Source organism: Citrobacter sp. MNAZ 1397 (assembly GCF_023613995.1).
Classification (GTDB): Bacteria; Pseudomonadota; Gammaproteobacteria; order Enterobacterales; family Enterobacteriaceae; genus Phytobacter; species Phytobacter ursingii.
The window spans coordinates 326,576-349,573 of sequence record NZ_JAKIVH010000002.1 but is presented as its reverse complement, the minus strand read 5'-3'; the positions used below and the strand labels follow the sequence as shown (position 1 = coordinate 349,573).

General features: G+C 53.8%; 22 protein-coding genes. 6 read left to right on the top strand and 16 right to left on the bottom strand.

All coding sequences use genetic code 11. The annotated features are described in order from the left end of the window. Positions 1-13: 13 nt before the first annotated feature. The 3 genes from carA to L2097_RS16385 all read right to left on the bottom strand — a co-directional run bounded on the left by carA (position 14) and on the right by L2097_RS16385 (position 3,337). Complete coding sequence (carA, locus tag L2097_RS16395) at positions 14-1,162, bottom strand: glutamine-hydrolyzing carbamoyl-phosphate synthase small subunit (RefSeq protein WP_085005513.1); 1,149 nt, start codon at positions 1,160-1,162, stop codon at positions 14-16. Positions 1,163-1,618: 456 nt separating this feature from the next. Then, on the bottom strand, positions 1,619-2,440 hold the full coding sequence (gene dapB, locus L2097_RS16390; protein ID WP_250353314.1) for a 4-hydroxy-tetrahydrodipicolinate reductase: 822 nt from the start codon (positions 2,438-2,440) through the stop codon (positions 1,619-1,621). 270 nt (positions 2,441-2,710) lie between these two features. After that, on the bottom strand, positions 2,711-3,337 hold the full coding sequence (locus L2097_RS16385; RefSeq protein ID WP_250353313.1) for an alanyl-tRNA editing protein: 627 nt from the start codon (positions 3,335-3,337) through the stop codon (positions 2,711-2,713). Positions 3,338-3,428: 91 nt separating this feature from the next. Between L2097_RS16385 and L2097_RS16380 the strand changes: the two genes are divergently transcribed. Then, on the top strand, positions 3,429-4,349 hold the full coding sequence (locus L2097_RS16380; protein WP_250353312.1) for a LysR family transcriptional regulator: 921 nt from the start codon (positions 3,429-3,431) through the stop codon (positions 4,347-4,349). Here the strand turns inward: L2097_RS16380 and rihC are convergent. The 6 genes from rihC to ribF form a co-directional block, all read right to left on the bottom strand. Continuing rightward, the gene (gene rihC, locus L2097_RS16375; RefSeq protein WP_250353311.1) at positions 4,333-5,247 is read right to left on the bottom strand and encodes a ribonucleoside hydrolase RihC; all 915 of its coding nucleotides are present in this window, start codon (positions 5,245-5,247) and stop codon (positions 4,333-4,335) included. The two genes, L2097_RS16380 and rihC, sit on opposite strands and share 17 nt — an antisense overlap. A gap of 65 nt (positions 5,248-5,312) precedes the next feature. Beyond that, positions 5,313-6,263 carry a 4-hydroxy-3-methylbut-2-enyl diphosphate reductase gene (ispH, locus tag L2097_RS16370; protein WP_047371886.1) on the bottom strand — a complete coding sequence of 317 codons (951 nt, stop codon included), beginning with the start codon at positions 6,261-6,263 and terminating at the stop codon, positions 5,313-5,315. Further along, on the bottom strand, positions 6,244-6,714 hold the full coding sequence (gene fkpB / locus L2097_RS16365) for an FKBP-type peptidyl-prolyl cis-trans isomerase (RefSeq protein WP_047371887.1): 471 nt from the start codon (positions 6,712-6,714) through the stop codon (positions 6,244-6,246). The genes ispH and fkpB overlap by 20 nt, the downstream gene beginning before the upstream one ends. Positions 6,715-6,811: 97 nt before the next feature. After that, on the bottom strand, positions 6,812-7,312 hold the full coding sequence (lspA, locus tag L2097_RS16360; protein WP_047371888.1) for a signal peptidase II: 501 nt from the start codon (positions 7,310-7,312) through the stop codon (positions 6,812-6,814). Next, a complete protein-coding gene (ileS, locus tag L2097_RS16355) occupies positions 7,312-10,161 on the bottom strand; it encodes an isoleucine--tRNA ligase (RefSeq protein WP_250353310.1) in 2,850 nt (949 codons plus the stop codon). Before ileS ends, lspA begins: the two co-directional genes overlap by 1 nt. Before the next feature lie 45 nt (positions 10,162-10,206). Beyond that, on the bottom strand, positions 10,207-11,133 hold the full coding sequence (gene ribF / locus L2097_RS16350; RefSeq protein ID WP_047371890.1) for a bifunctional riboflavin kinase/FAD synthetase: 927 nt from the start codon (positions 11,131-11,133) through the stop codon (positions 10,207-10,209). A 327-nt stretch (positions 11,134-11,460) separates the two neighbouring features. Here ribF and rpsT point away from each other — a divergent pair, with 327 nt between their 5' ends. Next, a complete protein-coding gene (gene rpsT, locus L2097_RS16340) occupies positions 11,461-11,724 on the top strand; it encodes a 30S ribosomal protein S20 (RefSeq protein ID WP_039078297.1) in 264 nt (87 codons plus the stop codon). Positions 11,725-11,782: 58 nt separating this feature from the next. Here the strand turns inward: rpsT and L2097_RS16335 are convergent, their stop codons facing one another. From L2097_RS16335 to dnaK, 7 genes are all read right to left on the bottom strand, one after another. Then, positions 11,783-12,484, bottom strand: a complete 702-nt coding sequence (locus L2097_RS16335) for an ArsR/SmtB family transcription factor (protein WP_250353309.1) — start codon at positions 12,482-12,484, stop codon at positions 11,783-11,785. Next, positions 12,468-12,866 carry an amino acid-binding protein gene (locus L2097_RS16330; protein ID WP_250353308.1) on the bottom strand — a complete coding sequence of 133 codons (399 nt, stop codon included), beginning with the start codon at positions 12,864-12,866 and terminating at the stop codon, positions 12,468-12,470. The genes L2097_RS16335 and L2097_RS16330 overlap by 17 nt, the downstream gene beginning before the upstream one ends. A 4-nt stretch (positions 12,867-12,870) precedes the next feature. Next, positions 12,871-13,182 carry an antibiotic biosynthesis monooxygenase family protein gene (locus tag L2097_RS16325; protein ID WP_047371893.1) on the bottom strand — a complete coding sequence of 104 codons (312 nt, stop codon included), beginning with the start codon at positions 13,180-13,182 and terminating at the stop codon, positions 12,871-12,873. An 83-nt stretch (positions 13,183-13,265) separates the two neighbouring features. Beyond that, a complete protein-coding gene (gene nhaR, locus L2097_RS16320; RefSeq protein ID WP_250353358.1) occupies positions 13,266-14,162 on the bottom strand; it encodes a transcriptional activator NhaR in 897 nt (298 codons plus the stop codon). 60 nt (positions 14,163-14,222) lie between these two features. After that, positions 14,223-15,383: a Na+/H+ antiporter NhaA gene (nhaA, locus tag L2097_RS16315; protein WP_250353307.1), complete on the bottom strand. Its 1,161-nt coding sequence runs from the start codon at positions 15,381-15,383 to the stop codon at positions 14,223-14,225. Between the two features lie 165 nt (positions 15,384-15,548). After that, entirely contained in the window at positions 15,549-16,694 is a 1,146-nt protein-coding gene (gene dnaJ / locus L2097_RS16310) for a molecular chaperone DnaJ (protein ID WP_039078287.1), read from the bottom strand. Positions 16,695-16,780: 86 nt separating this feature from the next. Then, on the bottom strand, positions 16,781-18,697 hold the full coding sequence (gene dnaK, locus L2097_RS16305) for a molecular chaperone DnaK (protein ID WP_085005504.1): 1,917 nt from the start codon (positions 18,695-18,697) through the stop codon (positions 16,781-16,783). Positions 18,698-18,994: 297 nt separating this feature from the next. Between dnaK and satP the strand changes: the two genes are divergently transcribed. The 4 genes from satP to L2097_RS16285 all read left to right on the top strand — a co-directional run bounded on the left by satP (position 18,995) and on the right by L2097_RS16285 (position 22,975). Further along, a complete protein-coding gene (satP, locus tag L2097_RS16300) occupies positions 18,995-19,567 on the top strand; it encodes an acetate uptake transporter (protein ID WP_250353306.1) in 573 nt (190 codons plus the stop codon). Between the two features lie 123 nt (positions 19,568-19,690). Continuing rightward, a complete protein-coding gene (locus tag L2097_RS16295; RefSeq protein WP_502799312.1) occupies positions 19,691-21,004 on the top strand; it encodes a chloride channel protein in 1,314 nt (437 codons plus the stop codon). 124 nt (positions 21,005-21,128) lie between these two features. Beyond that, positions 21,129-22,202, top strand: a complete 1,074-nt coding sequence (locus L2097_RS16290) for a FecCD family ABC transporter permease (RefSeq protein WP_250353304.1) — start codon at positions 21,129-21,131, stop codon at positions 22,200-22,202. After that, entirely contained in the window at positions 22,199-22,975 is a 777-nt protein-coding gene (locus L2097_RS16285) for an ABC transporter ATP-binding protein (protein ID WP_250353303.1), read from the top strand. The genes L2097_RS16290 and L2097_RS16285 overlap by 4 nt, the downstream gene beginning before the upstream one ends. Positions 22,976-22,998 lie beyond the last annotated feature (23 nt).

Here is a 22,998-nt window from a genome sequence, read left to right as displayed (position 1 = left end):
TTTTCGCTCCTGATTATTTAGCAGACTGACGGTATTGCTCAATTAACTCGATAAAATGGTCGAACAGCGGCGCTGCATCGTGCGGACCGGGGCTCGCCTCAGGGTGGCCCTGGAAGCTGAATGCCGGTTTGTCCGTGCGATGAATCCCCTGCAGGGTGCCATCAAACAGCGACTTGTGCGTAACGCGCAGGTTGGCAGGCATGGAGGCTTCATCTACCGCAAAACCATGGTTCTGTGCGGTAATCATCACCGTGTTGTTATCGATATCTTTTACCGGGTGGTTGCCGCCGTGGTGACCGAACTTCATCTTCACGGTTTTTGCGCCGCTCGCCAGCGCCAGCAGCTGATGGCCGAGGCAGATGCCGAATACCGGGATATCGGTCTCAAGGAATTTCTCGATCGCGTCAATGGCGTAATCACACGGTGCCGGGTCGCCAGGGCCGTTAGAGAGGAAGATACCGTCCGGATTCATTTTCAGGACGTCTTCTGCGGAGGTTTTCGCCGGGACCACCGTCAGGCGGCAGCCGCGGTCCACCAGCATACGCAGAATGTTACGTTTCGCGCCGAAATCGTAGGCCACCACGTGCAGCGGCAGCTCATCTTCTTTTTTCGCTTCCGGCAGTTCGCCTTTCAGTGTCCAGCTCCCCTGCGTCCAGCTATACGGCTCGGCAGTCGTCACCTCTTTCGCCAAATCCATACCGTTCAGCCCCGGGAAGCTTTTCGCTTTTTCCAGCGCCAGCGCAGCATCCAGATTGTCCCCGGCGATGATGCAGCCGTTCTGCGCGCCCTTTTCACGCAGCAGACGCGTTAATTTACGGGTATCGATATCGGCAATCGCCACGATGTTGTGGCGTTTCAGGTATGAAGAGAGATCTTCGGTATTGCGGTAGTTGCTGGCAATCAGCGGCAGATCGCGAATGACCAGACCTTGCGCATGTACCTGAGAGGATTCTTCATCAGCGGCATTGGTGCCGACATTGCCGATATGAGGATAAGTAAGGGTGACGATTTGGCGGGAGTAGGAAGGATCAGTGAGGATTTCTTGATAACCGGTCATTGAAGTATTGAAAACGACTTCCCCAACCGCCGAACCTGTTGCCCCTATGGCCCGACCGTAAAACTGGGTTCCGTCTTCCAGAACCAATAGCGCTGACTTAATCAAAACATCCTCCAGAGAATATTCACTCACTTTATTTGCATATTAATTCAATTATGAGCCTTGAATCAATGCAAATTTGCGTAACCGCGAATTTTTTGCAAACGGCGGCATTCTGGAGACATGAAGGGTAAAAGTCAACTTATAGCGCATCTTTTTCATGTCTTTTTGCGCCCCAGAAAAGAATAGCATGATTTAGAGGGCAAAAAGATCACATTTCCGGAGAGAGGAAAACGCTTGCGTCGCCATAAAACTGGTTATCTCTAGCTTGCCTTCATAAAATGTGGACCAGACGGTCAAAATTTACATTTCAGCAACTAAAATAAGAATTAAGATGGATATTAATGGAGATCTAAATGAGGAAATATGAAGAAACAGGCAAAATAAAAGGGCAATAAAATATTGCCCTATGCAATCAAGATATTACGACTGCAACAACCACATCACGATGGGTAATAACTCTTACAAATTGTTCAGATCCAGCACATCTCGCATATCAAAAAGGCCGGTTTCTTTGTTTTTTAGCCATAAAGCTGAGCGAACGGCGCCATTGGCAAACGTCATTCGGCTTGACGCTTTATGACTAATTTCAACACGTTCGCCGAGATCAGCGAACATCGCTGTATGTTCGCCGACAATGTCGCCCGCACGGACGGTAGCAAAACCAATTGTGCCCGGTACGCGTTCGCCGGTATGGCCTTCACGTGCATAAACAGCACAATCTTTTAAATCTTTATTCAGCGCATGGGCAATAGACTCTCCCATGGCCAACGCGGTCCCCGACGGCGCATCCACTTTATAGCGATGATGAGCTTCGATAATTTCAATATCGGTGTAATTCCCCATCACCTTCGCCGCTTTTTCCAGCAGCTTAAGCATCACGTTCACGCCAACGCTGAAATTCGCGGCGAAGACAATGGCAATCTCTTGCGACGCATCGCGAATTGCCGCTTTACCTGCGTCGTCAAACCCGGTTGTACCGATAATCATCCCTTTGTGGTGCTGGCGACAAAACGCCAGGTGTACCAGGGTCCCTTCCGGACGGGTGAAATCGATCAGTACATCAAAATCGTCTTTTACCGCCTGCAAATCACTGCTCACAGTAACGCCTGTGGTACCCACGCCAGCGAGCTCTCCTGCATCGCTACCCAGCAGGGAAGAACCTTCTCGCTCCAGCGCTGCGCCAAGCGCGACGCCATCCATCTGCAGGGTTGCCTGAATTAACTGGCGGCCCATACGCCCACCGGCGCCCGCGATGGCTACGCGGATTTGTGCATCATGCATAGTTGTACTCTTTTGTTAATGAAATGCTGAAAATCGTTCTCAGATTAACCAGCCCACGTCGGGGCTACCAGCCGAAAACACCGATAATTAGAATTAAATGATAAACAGCGGGAAATATCAGTAAAAGACATGAGTTCGCATGTTGCGATTTGACCAGCAAAACCCACAGAAGACGCTGAGCATTGGTATTCTAATAAGATTTTCCGCTGCGGCGGTGCGCTATCACCTCGTATATTGCTGAGCAATAACTCACTGCACGTCAGCGAACGGTCAGCTTTCGTCCACCGTATAGCTGACAACCAGCTGTCCTTTTTTCATTTTGACACCGGTAAGCGTGATTTGCCCGATGTCACGCAACGAGCAAACATGGGTACCGCCACAGCCATAGGCGGGCAATTCGCCAAAGCGAACCTGCCGCTTCCCTTCATAAAAATCAATGTGTCGCGGCAAATTTTCATCTATCCATGCGCTGATTTTTCCCGTCAGCAGCTCCGCAGTGATACTCCCGCGACCGCTAAATGTGATGCGTCCTTCCCCAGGCCAGTGATGGGCTTTAACAGGTTGCCAGCCGAACGCTTCGCCTGCCGTGCCAATCAGATGCCCCGCCGAATGCCAGCGCGCATGAACGTGACGTAATTCCCCGTCGACACAAAGTGTAACCGGGCCTGGCGCGACTGGCGTGGCAGTACGATGCCATACGGTCTCACCGTTAGTGAAAACCCGCTGTACGGGCACGCCACCAATGGTGCCGCCGTCAGAAGGCTGCCCGCCGCCCTGTGGATGAAAGAGCGTGGCATCCAGCTCAATCAAAAAGCCGCCCTCTCCATCGGGAATGCATTGCATAACGTTGGCCTGGCCGTGCGTCTCATCGCTGGTGTAGTAATTTCGTGTTGTCATTTTTTCCTCCTGATTACGCAACCAGTATATTATTTTCACGGACTATGATAATCCGTTATGCTTTCAACACACTTTTGCCTGGCAGACACAAATGAATACCACCCTGCTTCCCGATCTCGCGACTTTTGTTCTGATTGTCGATCAGGGCAGCTTCTCAGCCGCCGCACGTATTTCCGGTGCGACACCATCGGCAATGAGCCGCTGCGTTTCGCGCCTTGAACAGGCATTGGGCAATAAATTATTGCACCGCACAACGCGAAAACTGCGGTTAAGTGAGTCTGGCCTTAGCGTGTACGAACATGCACAGATGATGCTGGAAGCCGCCAGGCAGGCGATGAATGCCGGCAGCAGCGTGCAGGATAGTGCGCAAGGCACCCTGACCCTCAGCGTACCGAAAGCCGTGGGTCGATTTGTTATCCATCCACTCATGGGCGAATTTCTTATTCGCTACCCGCAGGTCGATGTACGGCTGCGTCTGGAAGATCGTTATATGGATTTAATTGATGACGGCGTCGATCTGGCACTGCGTATTACCAACTCACCTTCTCCGGGCCTGCACGGTAAGCCGTTGATACCAATTAACCATCTGATTTGCGCCACACCAGAATATCTACGCCAGCACGGCACACCCGAGAAGCCGGGAGATTTACGCCAGCATAGCTGCATCAGTCTTGGCGAAACGCCCGCTGATTCACGCTGGAAATTTCGTAAGCGCGGCAAAAGCGAAACCATTCAGACCCATGGGCGCTATGCCGCAAACCATACCGGTGTTCGCCTCGATGCGGTGCTAAATCATCTGGGGATAGGCAGCCTGCCGCTGTTTACCGCAAGTGCGGCACTGGCGCGAGGCGAAATACGTCAGGTACTGCCGGACTGGGAGTTTATTAGCGACTATTCCGGACAGCTCTGGCTACTGTGGTCGTCGGGAAAGCATATGCCCGCCAGAATGCGGGCGATGATTGATTATTTAAGTGAGAAGATGCCCCACGTCTCGCTTACGGCGCCTTACTAAATACGTCTGCCACCCAGGCGCGAAATGCATCAATATCAATGCCCAGGGCTACCTGCGCATTCGCGGGCTTACCCAGACGACCGTCAATATCCACAACCGTGGTGCCCGCGGTGTATGTCCCCTGGGTTTCCACCGCTACAAAGCAGGATTTCAGGGTAAAAATCTGCGGGCGCACCAGCCAGGCAATCGCGCAAAGGTCATGCATACGTAGCCCGGTCGCCATGCTGCCGCTACGGTAGTGGCTAAACAAGGCATGCAGCATTTTCCCGGTTTGATTTCCCGCAGGCAGCGTAGCCAGATAATCCGGGGCAAGTGTGGCATGGTTGGTCACATCCAGACCGCACATGACGATCTCCAGTCCGCTGGCAAAGACGCGTGCGGCCGCTTCCGGGTCAATGGCGATATTGAATTCCGCATTTGGCGTGAAGTTACCGCGCCCGGCAGAACCGCCCATCATCACCAGACGACGAATGTTGAACTGACATTCCGGGTAGTGGGATAACAACAGGGCAATGTTGGTCAGTGGGCCAATCGCCACCAGCGTGACCGGCTCAGGTGATGCCATCAGCACATCGCGGATCGCCTGAAACGCCGGCTTTGCCAACGGCTGGCGCTGATGTTCAACAAAGTGATAGCCTTCCATGCCAGATTCACCGTGGACACTCGCCGCATCGCGCAACGGGCGCAGCAACGGCGTCGCAGCCCCCTGCGCCACCGGAATATTCGCATTCCAGAAGTGAAGCAATTGCAGGGCATTACGGGTGGTTTTTTCCAGCGAGACATTACCTGCAACCGTCGTCATCAGTTTGAGATCAAGCTCAGGAGCAAAAAGCGCAGCGGCAATGGCAGCCGCATCGTCAATACCAGGGTCGGTGTCGAGAATAATCGGCAGGCGCATACATCCTCCATAAAAAATGCCAGGCGTTATGCCTGGCATCTTCTCATAAACTCAAGGCGAAAAAGTTATTCGACTTCGCGAACATCGACCCGCAGCTCTTTCGGTACTTCGAAAACAATGTTTTCTTCACGACCTTCCAGCGGAATGGCTTCGCCGCCGCCCAGTTCCTGCAAACGGGAGATAACGTTTTGCACCAGCACGTCAGGCGCCGACGCCCCGGCCGTAACGCCAACGCAACGGATATTGCGCACCCACTCTTCCTGGATATCAGAAGCATCATCAATCAGGTAAGCGGATTTACCCATACGCTGGGCCAGCTCCGCCAGACGGTTGGAGTTGGAGGAGTTCTTCGAGCCGACCACCAGCACGACTTCCGCCTGTTCCGCCAGTGCGCGTACGGCTTCCTGGCGGTTGGTCGTGGCGTAGCAGATGTCATCTTTACGCGGCCCGACAATTTTCGGGAAGCGCTCGCGCAGCGCATCAATCACGTCGGAAGTATCATCCACGGAGAGTGTCGTCTGCGTCATAAAAGAGAGCTTATTGATATCTTTGATATGGAGCGTTTGTACGTCTTCCGGCGACTCCACCAGGTACATTCCCCCTTTCGGGTTGCTGTACTGCCCCATGGTGCCTTCGACTTCCGGGTGTCCAGCATGACCAATCAGGATAGCCTCTTCCCCACGACGACTGGCGCGAGCGACCTCCATATGCACTTTGGTCACCAGCGGGCAGGTGGCATCAAACACGGTCAGGTCGCGGCTTTTCGCTTCGTTACGTACCGCCTGTGAAACACCGTGCGCAGAGAAAATGAGGATCGCGCCATCCGGTACTTCACTGATTTGTTCTATAAAAATGGCCCCGCGTTCACGCAGACTGTCCACCACGTAACGGTTATGCACCACCTCGTGACGGACATAAATGGGCGCGCCATAAATCTCCAGCGCGTTTTCAACAATGCTAATCGCGCGGTCTACGCCTGCACAAAAACCTCGTGGGTTAGCCAACAGGATCTGCATGTATTCCCTCCAGGGCCGGTTCCACTTCCAGCACGTCGACATCAAAATGAACGGTCTGCCCTGCCAGCGGGTGGTTGAAATCGACAGTAATAGAATCGCCGTTGATCTCACGGATAACGCCTGGCATTTCGCTGCCATCCATTGCGGTAAAGAGCATAATCGCGCCGATTTCCGGCTCGCCCGCGTCCATAAAATCACGGCGCGAGAAGTACTGAATCAGATCGGGAACCGGCGTGCCAAATGCCGCATCCGGTTCCAGCGAAAACGCTTTTTTGTCGCCTGCTTTCAACCCCAGTAAATGCTGCTCAAGCCCTTCGGACAGCGAACCGTCTCCCAGACGAAACAGCGCAGGTTTACCATTATTGCGGGTTGACTCAGCGGTGGAGCCATCTTCGAGTTTGAGCGTAAAGTGCACCAGCACCGCGCTATTACTCTGTACAGATTTTGACATGCAGGTTCGCTCACTTGTTTTGCCCGATGACGATAACGCTTACCGGGCCTACGGATAACCCAGGCCGGGCAAGCGTAACGCCGCCCGGCAGGTTTTGTTACGCCTGTTTCTTCGCAGCCGCGTTCGGTAAGAAGCCTTCCAGCACAATCAGCGCCGCGCCGACGCAAATGAAACTGTCGGCAAGGTTGAAGGTGGCGAAATGCCAGTCGCCGACATAAAAGTCGATCATATCAACGACAAAACCGTGCCACAGGCGATCGAACAGATTGCCTAACGCGCCGCCGATAATCATCGCATAGGCGATATTGTTCAGCTTCTGCGACGCTTTTGAACGGTACATCAGCACCGCCAGCACAACGGAGATACCGATGGCGATACCGGCAAAGAACCAACGCTGCCAGCCACCGCTGTCTGCCAGGAAGCTAAACGCCGCACCATAGTTACGCGCGTAATGCAGATTAAGCGACGGGAACAGTGACACCGTATCCCCCAGCGCAAAATGCTGGAGGATAAGGAACTTGCTGCCCAGATCGATAATCAGCACGACGACCACCAGCCACAACCAGCGTAGCCCTGTTGAAAAGATCGGTTTACTCATCAGGCAAACTTACGTTTTTCGCCGTCACCGGCGACGTTGCTGACACAGCGTCCGCAGATTTCTGCGTGTTCCGCTACCTTGCCGACATCCTGAGTGTAATGCCAGCAACGCGGGCATTTCTCACCTTCGGCTTTGCTTAACGCCACTTTCAGACCTTTGAGCAGTTCGCTCTGTTGGGCATCAGCGGAAGCGTTGGCATAATCTTCAACTTTCGCACCGGAGGTCAACAGGACAAATCGTAATTCGTCACCCAGCGCCGTCAGTTTCGCAGACAGTTCCGGTTCAGCGAACAGGGTTACCGCCGCCTCCAGAGAACCGCCTACTTTCTTGTCAGCACGCGCCTGTTCGATAACCTTGTTCACTTCGCCACGCACTTTCAGCAACGCTTCCCAGTAGGCGTCGTTCATGGCTTCGGTTTCCGCCAGACCAAACAGCCCCTGGTACCATTCGCCGGTGAACACATATTTTTCGCGCTCGCCTGGCAGGTAACCCCAGATTTCATCGGCGGTGAAAGACATGATCGGCGCCATCCAGCGCACCAGCGCTTCTGCGATATGGTACAGCGCAGTCTGGCAGCTACGACGGGCAACACTGTCCGCCTTCGCGGTGTACTGACGGTCTTTGATGATGTCGAGGTAGAAAGAGCCCATCTCGATGGAGCAAAAACGCATCAGGCGCTGCACAACTTCATGGAAATCATAAGAGTCGTACGCGCTGATGATATCCTTCTGTGCTTCCTGCGCGCAGCCAACTGCCCAACGATCCAGTACCACCATCTCTTCCGGTTTCACCATGTCTTTTGCCGGATCGAAACCATTAAGGTTCGCCAGCAGGAAGCGCGCGGTGTTACGGATACGACGATAGCTGTCGGCGGCACGTTTGAGGATCTCGTCGGAAACGGCCATTTCGCCTGTATAATCGGTGGATGCCACCCACAGACGCAGAATATCCGCGCCCAGTTTGTTCATCACGTCCTGCGGAGAAACGGTATTACCGATAGATTTAGACATCTTACGGCCCTGACCATCGACGGTAAAACCGTGGGTCAGTACCTGGCGGTAAGGCGCTTTGCCTTTCATCGCGACGCTGATCATCAGGGAGGACATAAACCAGCCACGGTGCTGGTCAGAACCTTCCAGATACATATCCGCTACGTGACCGCCGAATTCCGGGCGCGCGTCCACGACAGAGTAGCTCGTTGAACCGGAGTCAAACCACACGTCCAGGGTATCCGGCACTTTCACGTAGTTATCAGCGTCATCGCCAAGGATTTCTCGCGGATCGAGATCCCACCACGCCTGAATACCGTCTTTCTCAACGTATTTAGCCACGGCTTCCATCAGTTCAGTAGTACGCGGGTGCAGCTCTTCGGTGTCTTTATGCACGAACAGCGCCATCGGCACGCCCCAGGTACGCTGACGGGAGATACACCAGTCAGGACGGTTCGCGACCATCGATTCGATACGTGCTTTCCCCCATGCCGGGATCCAGCCGCTCAGGTTCTCTTTCGCCAGACCTTCCTGCTCAATGCGATCGATCTCTTTCAAAGACTGAATACGCAGGCCTTTCTGATCCATGCTGACGAACCACTGCGGGGTCGCGCGGAAGATGATCGGCGACTTATGACGCCAGCAGCACGGGTAGCTGTGCTGCATTTTTTCGACATGCAGCAGTGCGCCTTTCTCACGCAGTAGGTTGACGATAATGTCGTTTGCTTTGAAGACGTTTACGCCATCCAGAATGGGATATGTACCCGGCAGGTAAGTACCGTCCGGGCCAACCGGGTTAGCGATTTCCAGACCGTATTTTTGGCTGATGGTGTAGTCATCAGGGCCATGACCACCGGCGGTATGCACCGCACCGGTACCGGCTTCCAGCGTCACGTGATCGCCAAGGATCGCCGGAACATCAAAGTCGAGGAACGGATGTTTAAAGCGCATCAGTTCCAGTTCAGAACCTTTCACCACGCCCAGCACGGTAAATTCGCTGATGCCTGCGCGTTTCATCACGCTGTCTACCAGATCTTTTGCGAGGATCAGCGCCTGGCCTTCAACCTGCACCAGCGCATAGTCGAATTCCGGCGACAGAGAGATTGCGCGGTTCGCCGGCAGGGTCCACGGGGTGGTGGTCCAGATAACCAGAGAAACCGGACCGTTAACGCTGGTCACGCCAAATTTCGCTTTTACCGCGTCGGCATCAACGGCATTGAATGCCACGTCGATGGACGGAGAGGTTTTGTCGTAATACTCAACTTCCGCTTCCGCCAGAGCTGAACGGCAGTCAACACACCAGTGCACCGGCTTTGCGCCTTTATGCAGGTGGCCGTTGCCGATGATTTTACCCAGCGCGCGAATGATGTTGGCTTCAGTTTTGAAGTCCATGGTGCGATACGGATGTTCCCAGTCGCCCAGTACGCCAAGACGAATAAAGTCTGTGCGCTGGCCGTCGATCTGGGTCGCGGCGTATTCACGGCATTTTGCACGGAATTCCGCAGCGGTGAATTTCTCACCCGGCTTACCGAATTCCTGCTCAACTTTCAGTTCGATCGGCAGACCATGACAGTCCCAGCCCGGCACATACGGCGAGTCGTAACCCGCGAGGCCTTTGGACTTCACAATAATGTCTTTCAGAATCTTATTAACAGAGTGACCAATATGAATGCTGCCATTCGCATAAGGAGGGCCATCATGCAGAATGAAGGTTTTTTTGCCTTTTTTGGCTGCACGAATGATGCCGTACAGGTCATCATCAGTCCAACGCGCCAGCATTCCCGGTTCACGCTTGGCGAGGTCGCCGCGCATCGGGAACCCTGTTTCCGGCAAATTCAGGGTTGATTTATAGTCACTCATCAGATTCTCGGTTCCGTATTTATCACACAGGCAGTTAAGCCGGTTCTATAGCCCAAACAATTCGCGGGCCGTTAACTCATCACGCGCGATCTGCGCTTTAAGCTCATCCAGCGATGTAAATCGCTGCTCGTTGCGTATTTTTTTACGCAGTACTACATCTATATGGCGTCCATAGAGGTCCATTACAACATCCAGCAGATGGACTTCAAGCTGCTGGCGAACCCCGGCTACCGTCGGGCGCGTACCAATGTTGGCCACACCGGGCAGTAAAGTATCGCCTAAGCCAGCCACTTCTACCGCATAGACCCCTTTGACCGGGGAAACCTGGCGGCGTAGCGGTATGTTCGCCGTCGGAAAACCAATCGTGCGCCCCAGCTCGTCGCCGTGAACCACACGCCCGGAGATACTAAACGGATGGCCCAGCAGTTGTTCCGCGAGCTCAAGGTTGTCATCGGCCAGCGCCTGGCGTACCGCCGTACTGCTCACACGTGCCCCGCCAGAGCAGAAGGTTTGCGTGCTGGTCACGTCAAAGCCGTATTTCAGACCGGCTTTCTGTAATAACAAGAAATCCCCCTGGCGACCAGCGCCAAAGCGGAAGTCATCACCCACGGCGAGGAATTTCACGCCGAGTTTGTCAACCAGCAGGTCGCTGACGAAGGCTTGCGCCGTCAACGCGGCAAAACGTCGGTCAAAACGTACGCACAGTACGTAATCGACGCCACATTCGGCCAGCAGGCGCACTTTTTCTCGCAGTCGGGTCAGACGCGCGGGCGCTTTATCACCCGCAAAAAGTTCGAGAGGTTGCGGCTCGAATATCATCACCACTACGGGGAGAGCACGGGTACGACCTTCTTCGCTAAGCCCTTGTAAAAGCGCCTGATGGCCGCGATGCACGCCGTCGAAATTACCAATAGTCAGCACACACCCGTGCGGTGCCTGGCTGAGATTATGTATGCCGCGTATCAGCTTCATGTCTGGCTCAAAACAGTGAAAATCGTCAGAGTATACCTTGTACAACGTGCGACGTTAACCGACGATTGCCCGAACCCGCCAGAAAGGAGAAGGATTTCATCAGGCTGCCTTCTTAGCGCATGAAAAACTGGCCCAGAAAGCGATTTTTATAGTGGAAAAGCTGTATTCGATGACCACAAGCTGGTAGAATCCTGCGCCATCAATACGTAACGTAGCGTCGTAGATTAACGGCGCTTATTTGCACAAATCCATTGACAAAAGAAGGCTAAAAGGGCATATTCCTCGGCCTTTGAATTGTCCATATAGATCATATTTGGGAGTTGGACCTTGGCTAATATCAAATCAGCTAAGAAGCGCGCCGTTCAGTCTGAAAAGGCTCGCAAACACAACGCAAGCCGTCGCTCTATGATGCGTACTTTCATCAAGAAAGTGTACGCTGCGATCGAAGCTGGCGACAAAGCTGCTGCACAGAAAGCATTTGACGAAATGCAACCGATCGTGGATCGCCAGGCCGCTAAAGGTCTGATCCACAAAAACAAAGCTGCGCGTCATAAAGCAAACCTGACTGCACAGATCAGCAAACTGGCTTAATCGCCCGCTTGTTGTACTTTGTGAAAGAACCCGCGTAAAGCGGGTTTTTTTATGCCTGTTACCTGACGTCAATGCCGAGTAACGTCTGTACCCCCTGTCGACCTTTCGCGGTAAGCGTGACTTCACGAAAACCGGGCGTCCGGCGGATCCACCCCTTCGTTTCAAAATAAACCAGCAACACCGCGCCTGCATGACCACCCAGATGAAAGCGCCGCTCACTCCAGTCAAGACAGGCACAGCTACGTTTACGCGTTGATTTATTCTCCAGTGGCAACCCCACCCGGGTAAAAAATGTCAGCCCTTCTTCGGTAAGCGACGCCCCATCAGCGGTCAGGTACTTTTTTTCCACCAGCGCATCATAAATGCTTACCGCCAGCTCGCCCGCCAGATGATCGTAACAGGTACGCGCATGCCGCAGCGCCACGGGCGTGCGCGTTGCTAAAGGTTTATCCCGTCGCCAGGAGATTCCCATCATCATTTCAATCAACCGGGCAACCTCTTTGCCTGCCAGGCGGTAGTAACGATGGCGTCCTTGTGAAAGGAAACAGACCAGTTGGCTGTCAACCAGCTTACTCAGATGCGCGCTGGCGGTGGAGGCCGCAACGCCTGCCGCCACACTCAATTCCGTTGCCGTCCATGCCCGCCCATCCATTAGCGCACACAGCATTTTCACGCGTGAAGGATCCGCCATCGCTGCGGCAACTGCCGCGACCGAAAGCTCAAGCGCGTCATCAGAAAGATGCTCAGGATGATGTTGCATAAACCGCCCAGGGTTCTGTTGCCTCGCTGGCAACGATATCATTATCTGTCACCAGTATGAGCTGATTTGCGTGATCGCTGTACTGCACGAGAATATTTACGCCCTGGGCCGCAAGCGCTGCCGTTATCTCGCCCAGCTCGCCAGGCCGCTCCTGTTTGAGCTTACGGATCAGAGGTCTGCGCAGATCGCGGACATCAAAACCATGATGATCCAGTACCGCCTTTGCCCGTATGCCTTCTTCCACCAGAAAATGCGCGTGTGCTTCATTGCCACAGGTAAAAACGCCACCGCCCTCAAGACCGATACCATTGCTACCCAGCGTTTTGCCCAGTCTCGCCAGTTCACCCGGCAGGTTTTTCAGTACTACGTGAATGTCGTACATCACCTTACCCCCGGCTTTCCGATGAATATTCCCGTTCCAGACGGGCGATACGAATGCGGTAAAAGGCAAAAATTTCGTTACGCCCCTCCGTCTGAGCGGCACGGTGAAGGTGGTGCGCTTTCCACGTCTGAATGGCCGCCTCATCACGCCACCAGGATAACGAAAGGATTTTGCCGGGCGTAGCCAGGCTTTGAAAACGCTCGATTGAAATAAAGCCGTCGATATCGGCAAGCAGTGGTTTCAGTTCCGCAGCCAGTTCAAGGTAACGTTCTTGCTTTGCCGTAACCGCGTCGGCTTCGAAAAGTACAGCAATCATGATTTATCTCCTGCATCGGTAAGAGAGATAAATCTACCGTGCTGAAAAAGTCATGCTTCGGTGGTTAACGAAATATGGCGGTGTTATCCGGGGTCCTTGAACAGCCGGGAATAATCACGATTACAGATACGCTGTACGGCGGGATGCTGAATCATTCGTTCGGCAAAAATGGCGTGGTACTCTTCCATCACGTTATCCACACGCCCAATTTCAACGATATTCTCATCGGCAAAATAATCTTTTGCATAGAGCGTCGGAGCGACAAAAATGGCGTTGTGCGCTGCGCCAAAAGATTTCATCAGTGCAGCGTCATCAAACTCACCGAGAATCTCAACGTTGAGCCCCTGCGAATTAAACCAGTTCAACAATTTTCTGCCGAGCATAGAGCGGCGCCCGGGAATCAACAGACGACGCTCTTCCAGACAGGCCGGGAACGGCTTATTTAACGCCGGCTTCTGACACCAGAAACTGACGCTGCACTCGCCGATCTTCACCGAAAACAGCCCTTCCTGATGCGTCGAATCGATCGGGCAATCCGAAATAATCATATCGAGCTTATGCTGGCTGAGCTGCTCAAGTAGCATTTCATGGGTGGATTCAAAACAGCGAAGGTGAATAGGCTCCCCTTCCTGCACGGCGGCATCGAGAATGCCACTGACCAGCGTTTTTGATAACGCATCCGCAACGCCCACATCGAAAAGCAGATGTGACTCTTTGCGATAGTTAACGATATCTAGCATTTCCTGAGTGAGCGTGAACATCTTGTCCGCATAGCGAAACACCAGTTCGCCAAGTTCAGTGGGTTCCAGCCCTCTTCCCCTGCGCTTAAAGAGCTTGCCCTGCAACCGCTCCTCCAGCGATTTGATCTGCCCGGTAATGGTTTGCGGCGTCAGGAATAGTACCTCTGCCGCCCCGACAACCGAACCTTCACGGTAGACCTGCCAGAAGTAGTACAAGTGATTGTAATTAATATTGGACATCGCCGCTTCGCTCCCGGAGTGAGATAACGGGAAGGCGGTCACTCGCCTTCCTGCCAGAGGTTAACGGACGATCCGCGTGCGCAGCAGACAATAACCTATAATTGCAGACAGAACAGAGCCCGTCAGGATCCCCAGTTTCGCCCAACCGACGCTATGCGGATCGGCATCACCGAAGGCCAGCGTCGCGATAAAAATGGACATGGTAAAACCGATACCGCATAACACGCCTACTGCCATGATTTGCTTAAAGGCTGCGCCTTTGGGGAGTTTTGCCAGTCCCAGACGCAATGCCAGCCAGCAGAAGAGGGAGATACCGACGGGTTTGCCAATCAACAGGCCAGCGATGACTCCCAGCGGCAACGGGGAGGTCAGGCCGCTTAGCGAGACGCCCTCCAGTGACACGCCGGCGTTGGCAAAAGCAAACAGCGGCAGAATGAGCCAGGACACCCAGGGATGAATGGCATTGATCAATTGCCGGGCCGGAGACACACCGTCCTTCCCCTTCAACGGAATAAAGAAGCCCAGGATAACACCCGCAAGCGTGGCGTGAATCCCCGATTTAAGCACTGCCGTCCACAGCACTAACCCCACCAGGATATAGATACCGGTGCGCCGGACATTAAAGATGTTCAGCAGCGCCAGCGCGACAATAGCCGTCGCGGCAACGCCGAGGGCCGCCATCGAAAGGTCGCTGGTATAAAAGAGGGCGATAATGATGATAGCGCCCAGATCGTCAATGATGGCCAACGCCATCAGGAACACTTTCAATACAACGGGAACACGATCGCCCAGCAGAGCGAGCACGCCGAGGGCAAACGCAATATCGGTAGCCGTTGGAATAGCCCAGCCATGGCTGACCACCGGATCGTGAAAATTAAACGCCAGGAAAATAAGTGCAGGAGCAACCATCCCACCGAGCGCCGCAATCACCGGGAAAATGGCCTGCTGACGCGTGGCCAGTGCGCCCTGCACCAGCTCATATTTCACTTCCAGGCCCACCATCAGGAAAAACACTGCCATTAACGCGTCATTAATGAAGAGCAGCATGTTTTTATCAATATCCAGCGCGCCAAATTTGAACGCAACGGGCGTGTCCAGAAAGGCCTGATAGCCCGCCTGAGTCACACCAAGGTTTGCGCACAGCATCGCCAGTGCAGCGGCAATAATCAGGACAATCCCGCCTGAGATATCACTGCTAAAAAAACGTTGTAGAAATTTCATGATCTTCTCTCGATTTACGACTCCCTGGGGCGCTTATAGTACCCCGGTAGAATCATCGATAAAATCAGATAAATTTTGGGGATAAACTCGGTTTTACCGAGCATTAAGCAAAAAGTATAAAAAACCCGACGTAATAGTCGGGTTTTTTATTTATTCAGTAAATGTTTAACGCGTCAGGTCATCAAAGAATTTTTTGACGCCATCGAAGAAACTTTTGGAGCGCGGGCTATTGTGTTCACCTGTCGGCCCGCCAAAGCTTTCCTGCAAATCTTTAAGCAACTGTTTCTGCTTATCGTTCAGGCCAACCGGCGTTTCAACGACCACGCGGCACAGCAGATCGCCCTGCGCGCCGCCACGCACCGATTTCACGCCTTTACCGCGCATGCGGAACAGCTTGCCGGTCTGAGTTTCACCAGGGATCTTCAGATTGACACGACCGTCCAGCGTCGGAACCTCAATTTCGCCACCCAACGCCGCCATAGCAAAGTTGATGGGAACTTCGCAGTACAGGTTGTTACCTTCACGCTCAAAGATAGCGTGCTGTTTCACCTGCACCTGGACGTACAGATCGCCTGCCGGTGCGCCGTGCTCACCCGCTTCGCCTTCACCCGCCAGGCGGATACGATCGCCTGTATCCACGCCTGCCGGAATTTTAACGGACAGCGTTTTAGTTTTTTCAACACGACCGTGGCCATGACATTTGTTGCAAGGATCTTTAATCAGCGTACCGCGTCCCTGACAATGCGGACAGGTCTGCTGAACAGCGAAGAACCCCTGGCGCATCTGCACCTGACCGGAACCGTGACAGGTCGGACAGGTCTGCGGCTGAGTACCGGCTTTCGCGCCGCTGCCATGGCAAACGTCACACTCTTCGAGCGTCGGGATACGGATCTCTTTACTGACACCGCGAACGGCCTCTTCCAGCGTCAATTCCATGTTGTAACGTAAATCGGCGCCACGCGCCGCACGCTGGCGACCACGGCCACCGCCAAAAATATCGCCGAAGACATCGCCAAAGATATCGCTAAAGTCAGCGCCGCCGCCAAAGCCGCCGCCGCCGAATCCACCGCCGCCCATGCCGCCTTGTTCAAACGCCGCATGGCCATACTGGTCGTACGCAGCGCGTTTTTGCGCATCGGTCAGGACTTCGTACGCCTCTTTGATCTCTTTAAATTTGGCTTCGGCCTCTTTATCACCCTGGTTACGGTCCGGGTGATATTTCATGGCCAGGCGCTTGTACGCCTTCTTGATTTCGCGCTCTTCCGCTGTTTTGGAAACGCCCAAAATCTCGTAGTAGTCTTGTTTCGCCATCTTTTTTTATCTACCCCTAACATGCGAGCACGGGCGTGGAGAGATCTCCTACGCCCGTGCCGATTAATTACCCTGCATCAGGGCGATTATTTTTTGTCTTTTACTTCTTCGAACTCAGCGTCGACAACATCGTCGTCTTTCGCGTTGTTCGCAGAAGCGTCAGCGCCACCAGCCTGCTGCTGAGCGTGCTGTTGCTGTGCGATTTCCAGCAGTTTCTGAGAAGCCTGAGCCAGCGCCTGCATTTTCGCTTCGATATCCGCTTTGTCTTCGCCTTTGAGGGACGTTTCCAGCGCGGTCAGCGCAGCTTCGATAGCGGTTTTATCTTCCGCTGGCAGTTTGTCGCCTGCTTCTTCCACCTGTTTACGGGTGCTGTGCAGCAGGTGGTCGCCCTGGTTACGGGTCTGAACCAGCTCTTCGAACTTACGGTCAGATTCCGCGTTCGCTTCTGCTTCGCGAACCATTTTCTGAATTTCTTCCTCGTTCAGGCCAGAAGATGCCTTGATGGTGATCTTCTGCTCTTTACCGCTGTTTTTGTCTTTCGCGGAAACGTGCAGGATACCGTCAGCATCGATATCGAAGGTCACTTCGATCTGCGGCATGCCGCGCGGTGCCGGGTTGATACCATCCAGGTTGAACTGACCCAGAGATTTGTTATCAGAAGCACGTTTACGCTCGCCCTGCAGCACATGGATGGTCACCGCAGACTGGTTGTCTTCTGCGGTAGAGAACACCTGGCTGTGTTTGGTCGGGATAGTGGTGTTTTTGGTGATAAGCGCTGTCATCACGCCGCCCATGGTTTCGATACCGAGAGACAGCGGGGTAACGTCCAGCAGCAGAACGTCTTTCACATCACCCGTCAACACACCACCCTGGACCGCAGCGCCGATAGCAACGGCTTCGTCCGGGTTAACGTCTTTACGCGGCTCTTTACCAAAGAACTCCGCCACTTTTTTCTGCACCATCGGCATACGCGTCTGACCGCCGACCAGGATAACGTCCTGCACGTCGGATACAGACAGGCCAGCGTCCTGCAGCGCAACTTTCAGCGGCTCGATGGAACGGTTTACCAGGTCTTCGACCAGGCTTTCCAGTTTCGCGCGAGTCACTTTGATGTTCATGTGTTTAGGACCCGTCGCGTCTGCAGTGATATACGGCAGGTTCACGTCGGTCTGCTGAGCGGAAGAAAGCTCAATTTTCGCTTTTTCTGCCGCTTCTTTCAGACGCTGCATCGCCAGCGGATCGTTACGCAGGTCAATACCCTGATCTTTCTTGAACTCTTCAACCAGATAGTTGATCAGACGGCTGTCGAAGTCTTCACCACCCAGGTGGGTATCACCGTTGGTTGCCAGTACTTCGAAGGTTTTTTCGCCATCAACTTCGTCGATTTCGATAATAGAGATATCGAAGGTACCGCCACCAAGGTCGTAGACCGCGATAGTACGGTTGCCGACTTCTTTATCCAGACCGTAAGCCAGCGCAGCGGCAGTCGGTTCGTTGATAATACGTTTGACTTCCAGACCCGCGATACGGCCAGCATCTTTGGTTGCCTGACGCTGCGCATCGTTGAAGTACGCCGGTACGGTGATAACCGCTTCAGTTACCGGCTCACCCAGGTAATCTTCAGCCGTTTTCTTCATTTTTTTCAGCACTTCGGCAGAGATCTGCGGCGGTGCAGTTTTGGTGCCTTTCACATCGAGCCATGCGTCACCGTTGTCAGCAGCGATGATTTTGTATGGCATGATAGAAACGTCACGCTGAACTTCTTCGTCCTGGAAGCGGCGGCCAATCAGGCGTTTAATCGCAAACAGGGTGTTTTGCGGGTTTGTCACTGCCTGACGTTTAGCCGGCTGACCAACCAGAGTTTCACCATCCTGGGTATAAGCAATGATAGAAGGCGTGGTGCGGTCGCCCTCGGCATTCTCCAGCACACGCGCGGTGGTGCCATCCATAATCGCTACACAAGAGTTGGTAGTACCCAGGTCGATACCAATAATTTTACCCATCTAAACGTCTCCACTAAAAATTCGGTCAACATGTGGTTGTGAACCTGTAATAAGGGCGAATCGTGCGGTTTCAACTACCCTCGTTCGTTTTTTTTCAGGTCCACACATTGCGGTTGACTACAAGATGGGGTCACAACGAAGCTCATCAAGGGGTAAGGAATAAAAAAATTTTTAATTTCCACCTGTTCAGATCATAGACACAGCCAATGACGCTATTTATGATGCCGCGCCCCGCCTCCTCTACATTGATGCGGGGAATACATTTCATCCTTCAATGTTGATTTATTTTGAGGAATTATGGGCAACATCAAGTTGGCTAATCCGGCTCCGCTGGGCCTTATGGGCTTCGGCATGACCACTATTCTGCTTAACCTGCACAATATTGGCATGTTCCCGCTGGATGGTATTATCCTGGCTATGGGTATTTTCTATGGCGGTATCGCGCAGATTTTTGCGGGGCTGCTGGAATATAAAAAAGGCAACACCTTCGGTTTAACCGCATTTACCTCTTACGGTTCTTTCTGGCTCACCCTGGTCGCCATTCTGCTGCTGCCTAAAATGGGTCTGGCAGATGCGGCAAATGGCCACTTCCTGGGGGTCTATCTGGGGATCTGGGGCGTGTTCACCCTGTTTATGTTCTTCGGCACGCTGAAAGGCGCACGTATGCTGCAGTTCGTCTTCCTGAGCCTGACCGTGTTATTCGCACTGCTGGCGGTAGGCCATCTGGCGGACAATGAAGGTATCGTTCATGTAGCCGGCTGGATTGGTCTGGTATGTGGCGCAAGCGCTATCTACCTGGCGATGGGTGAAGTCCTGAACGAGCAGTATAGCCGTACCGTTCTGCCGATTGGCGAAAAAGGGCAGCACTAATCCCTCCTTCGTGCCTGTCATGCAGGCACGAATCCCCCTGTTTTGCCCTCCTGTTGATTACGCATTCACTTACTTTATGGGATGATGGCGGTATTTCCTCTCAGACAGAATCTGATAATGGCTATGCTTTTCCAGGGTCGTACTTACTGGTTACAACGTTGGGTTGCGCTTCTTCTCACCGGGGTCATGGCCGGACTTGGCGGTATGTTGCTCGCCATGCTGCTACACGAAATCCAGCATCTCGCGTATGGGTATAGTCAGAATCAATTGATAAGCCCGCAGACATTTTTAGAGGGTGTGACGGACGCCAGCGCCCAACGGCGCTTTATCGTGCTGGTCGCCGCCGGCATTGTTGCCGGAGGAGGATGGTGGCTGCTTGCACGTTATGGCCAAAAACGCATCAGCATCAGTACGGCGGTAAACAACCCGGATAAACCAATGCCGCCGCTCACCACACTCGTGCATATTCTGCTGCAAATTATCACCGTGGCGATGGGCTCACCGCTCGGGCGCGAGGTCGCTCCGCGTGAAGCGGGGGCGCTCTTTGCCGGCGGTGCTGCGCGGACATTGCGTCTTACCCCCGCCGACATTCAACTGATGACCGCCTGCGGTGCGGGTGCGGGGCTTGCTGCGGTCTATAACGTACCGCTGGCGGGAGCTATCTTTACACTTGAAGTCTTGTTGGTGAGTTTTAGCTGGGATACGGCTATTGCGGCGCTGGTCACATCGGCGCTGGCGGCCTGGGTCGCCACGCTGGGACTGGGCGATGAACATCAGTATCACTTCACGACGGAATTCGCCGCCACCTCGTTGATTTTCTGGAGCGTGCTTTGTGGTCCGTTGCTGGGCGCGGGCGCTTTTCTTTTTCGTCGTCTCACCCAATATGCTGGCAGCAAAGTGCGGGATAACTGGCAAATGCCCGCGGTCAGTCTGATTGCCTTTACGCTACTGGGTATCTTTTCCATCTGGTTTCCACAGCTTCCCGGCAACGGTAAAGGGGCTGCACAGCTGACGCTAAGTGGCGAAATGACGGCCTGGCTTGCTGTGGTTTTACTGATACTGAAAGTATTGGTTATCTGCGCCGTGATTCGTGCAGGCGCGGCTGGCGGATTGTTGACACCCGGCCTTGCCGTCGGTGGGTTGCTGGGATCGCTGCTGTTTATGCTTGTCGGGCCGCTTTTCCCCGGAAGCGATATGGAAAGCTTCGCCCTGCTGGGCGCTGCCGGGTTCCTGGCTGCCTCAGCGCATATGCCCGTCACCACCCTCGCCTTGGTAATGGAATCTACACGAATGGACCACAGTTTCCTGGTACCTGCCGCACTGTCAATCGCAGGTGCCTATGCCACCTGTCGCGCGCTTGAAATATGGCAAGATGCGCATTTTTCGACCAAAACCACAACCGTAGCTAAACGAAATGGTAATAAAAATCCTATTTAATTGATAAGCATTATCATTTTAAATATGGTCGCCGGGAGCATCCCGGATATTGGATATCATGCAACAGCCTGGACAGGAACGTTGGGGGATACATCGATTCTGTTGTGTTGCATAAGGTAAGCCAATGAGTTCCCCTCTTGTCGCCAGTGTTAAGCCTGACGGTTCCGCCGTGTCGTCATCTTACAGAAAAATCGTGCTGCGCCGTTTTGCGCTCGCAGGCGCGATTCTGGCGTTTATTCTGCTATCACTGATTCTGGATTTCATCATTGGGCCTTCCGGGCTCTCTCTTGCTGCACTCTGGCATGCGCTTGTCGATGCCGGGTCTGCTGATGCGGGAACACGTGTTATTGTCTGGGAGTTGCGCCTGCCCATTGCATTAATGGCGATCGTTGTCGGAATGGCGCTCGGCCTGGCGGGGGCAGAGATGCAAACCATCCTCAATAACCCGCTCGCCAGCCCGTTTACCCTCGGGGTCTCCTCTGCCGCGTCATTTGGTGCCGCGCTGGCTATCATTCTTGGTCTGGGTATTCCGGGTATTCCCGATCAGTGGTTTATCTCGGTTAACGCCTTTGTCTTTGCCCTGCTGGCCTGCTTTATTCTTGATGCCATCAGCCGCTGGACCCGCGTGGCGACATCAGGCGTGGTGTTATTTGGCATTGCGCTGGTGTTCACCTTCAATGCGCTGATTTCCATTCTGCAGTTTGTGGCCAGCGAAGACACATTGCAGGGGCTGGTCTTCTGGACCATGGGCAGTCTGGCGCGCGCTTCATGGGACAAGCTTGCTATTCTCAGCCTCGCCCTGCTTTTTATTGTGCCTCTGTCTCTGAAAAATGCCTGGAAGCTTACAGCGCTGCGTCTGGGAGAAGACCGGGCCGTCAGCTTTGGTATCAATGTGCGTAAACTGCGTATGGCGACGCTGCTGCGCATCAGTATCATTTCCGCGCTGACCGTGGCCTTTGTCGGGCCTGTTGGCTTTATTGGTCTGGTGGCACCGCACATTTCGCGGATGCTGTTTGGTGAGGACCACCGCTTTTATCTGCCCGGCAGCATGTTGATTGGCGCACTGGTACTCTCGCTGGCGTCCGTATTATCAAAAAATATTGTCTCCGGCGTCATCATTCCCGTTGGTATCGTCACCTCACTGGTCGGCGTCCCGTTCTTTCTGAGCATCATTATTCGCCATCGGGGGAATCTATGACCGACGGGCTGCGAATCCACGCCCTGCATACCGGCTATCGCAAAAAGAAAATTATCGACGGGCTGACCACCCCAATGCTGCCACGCGGGCAAATCACTGCGCTGCTCGGGCCAAACGGCTCAGGCAAATCCACCCTGCTGCGCGCGCTGGCCGATCTCAACCCGGCTCAGGGGCAACTGTGGCTGAATGGCGAAGACTTGATGACGCTGCCCCCGGCGAAGCGGGCGCAGAAGGTGGTCTACCTGCCGCAGTCATTGCCGCAAGGCGTGCATCTGCATGCGCTGGAGTCAGTCATTGTAGCCCGACGCGCCAGCGGCTTCTGTTCCGGGGAAAACGTTGAGCAAGAGGCCTACGACATTCTGCATAAGCTCGGCATTTCGCATCTGGCGATGAGCTTCCTCGACCAGCTTTCCGGCGGGCAGAAACAGCTGATTGGCCTTGCCCAGTCGCTGATCAGGAAGCCAGACCTTTTGCTGCTTGACGAGCCGCTGAGCGCACTCGATCTCAATTACCAGTTTCACGTAATGGATATAGTCGCCCGTGAAACGCGTCTGCGTAACATCGTGACGGTGGTAGTGATCCATGACATCAACATTGCGCTGCGCCATGCCGAATACGCGGTGATGTTAAAAAATGGCGCACGGGTTGCCAGTGGTATTCCAGGCGAGGTCGTTACGCCCGCAAACCTGGCGACCGTCTACGGGGTAAAAGGCCGTGTCGAATATTGTTCGCAGGGACTGCCGCATGTGGTGGTCGACGGATTAACAACCTAAAACAGTCATAAGACGGGGAAGAG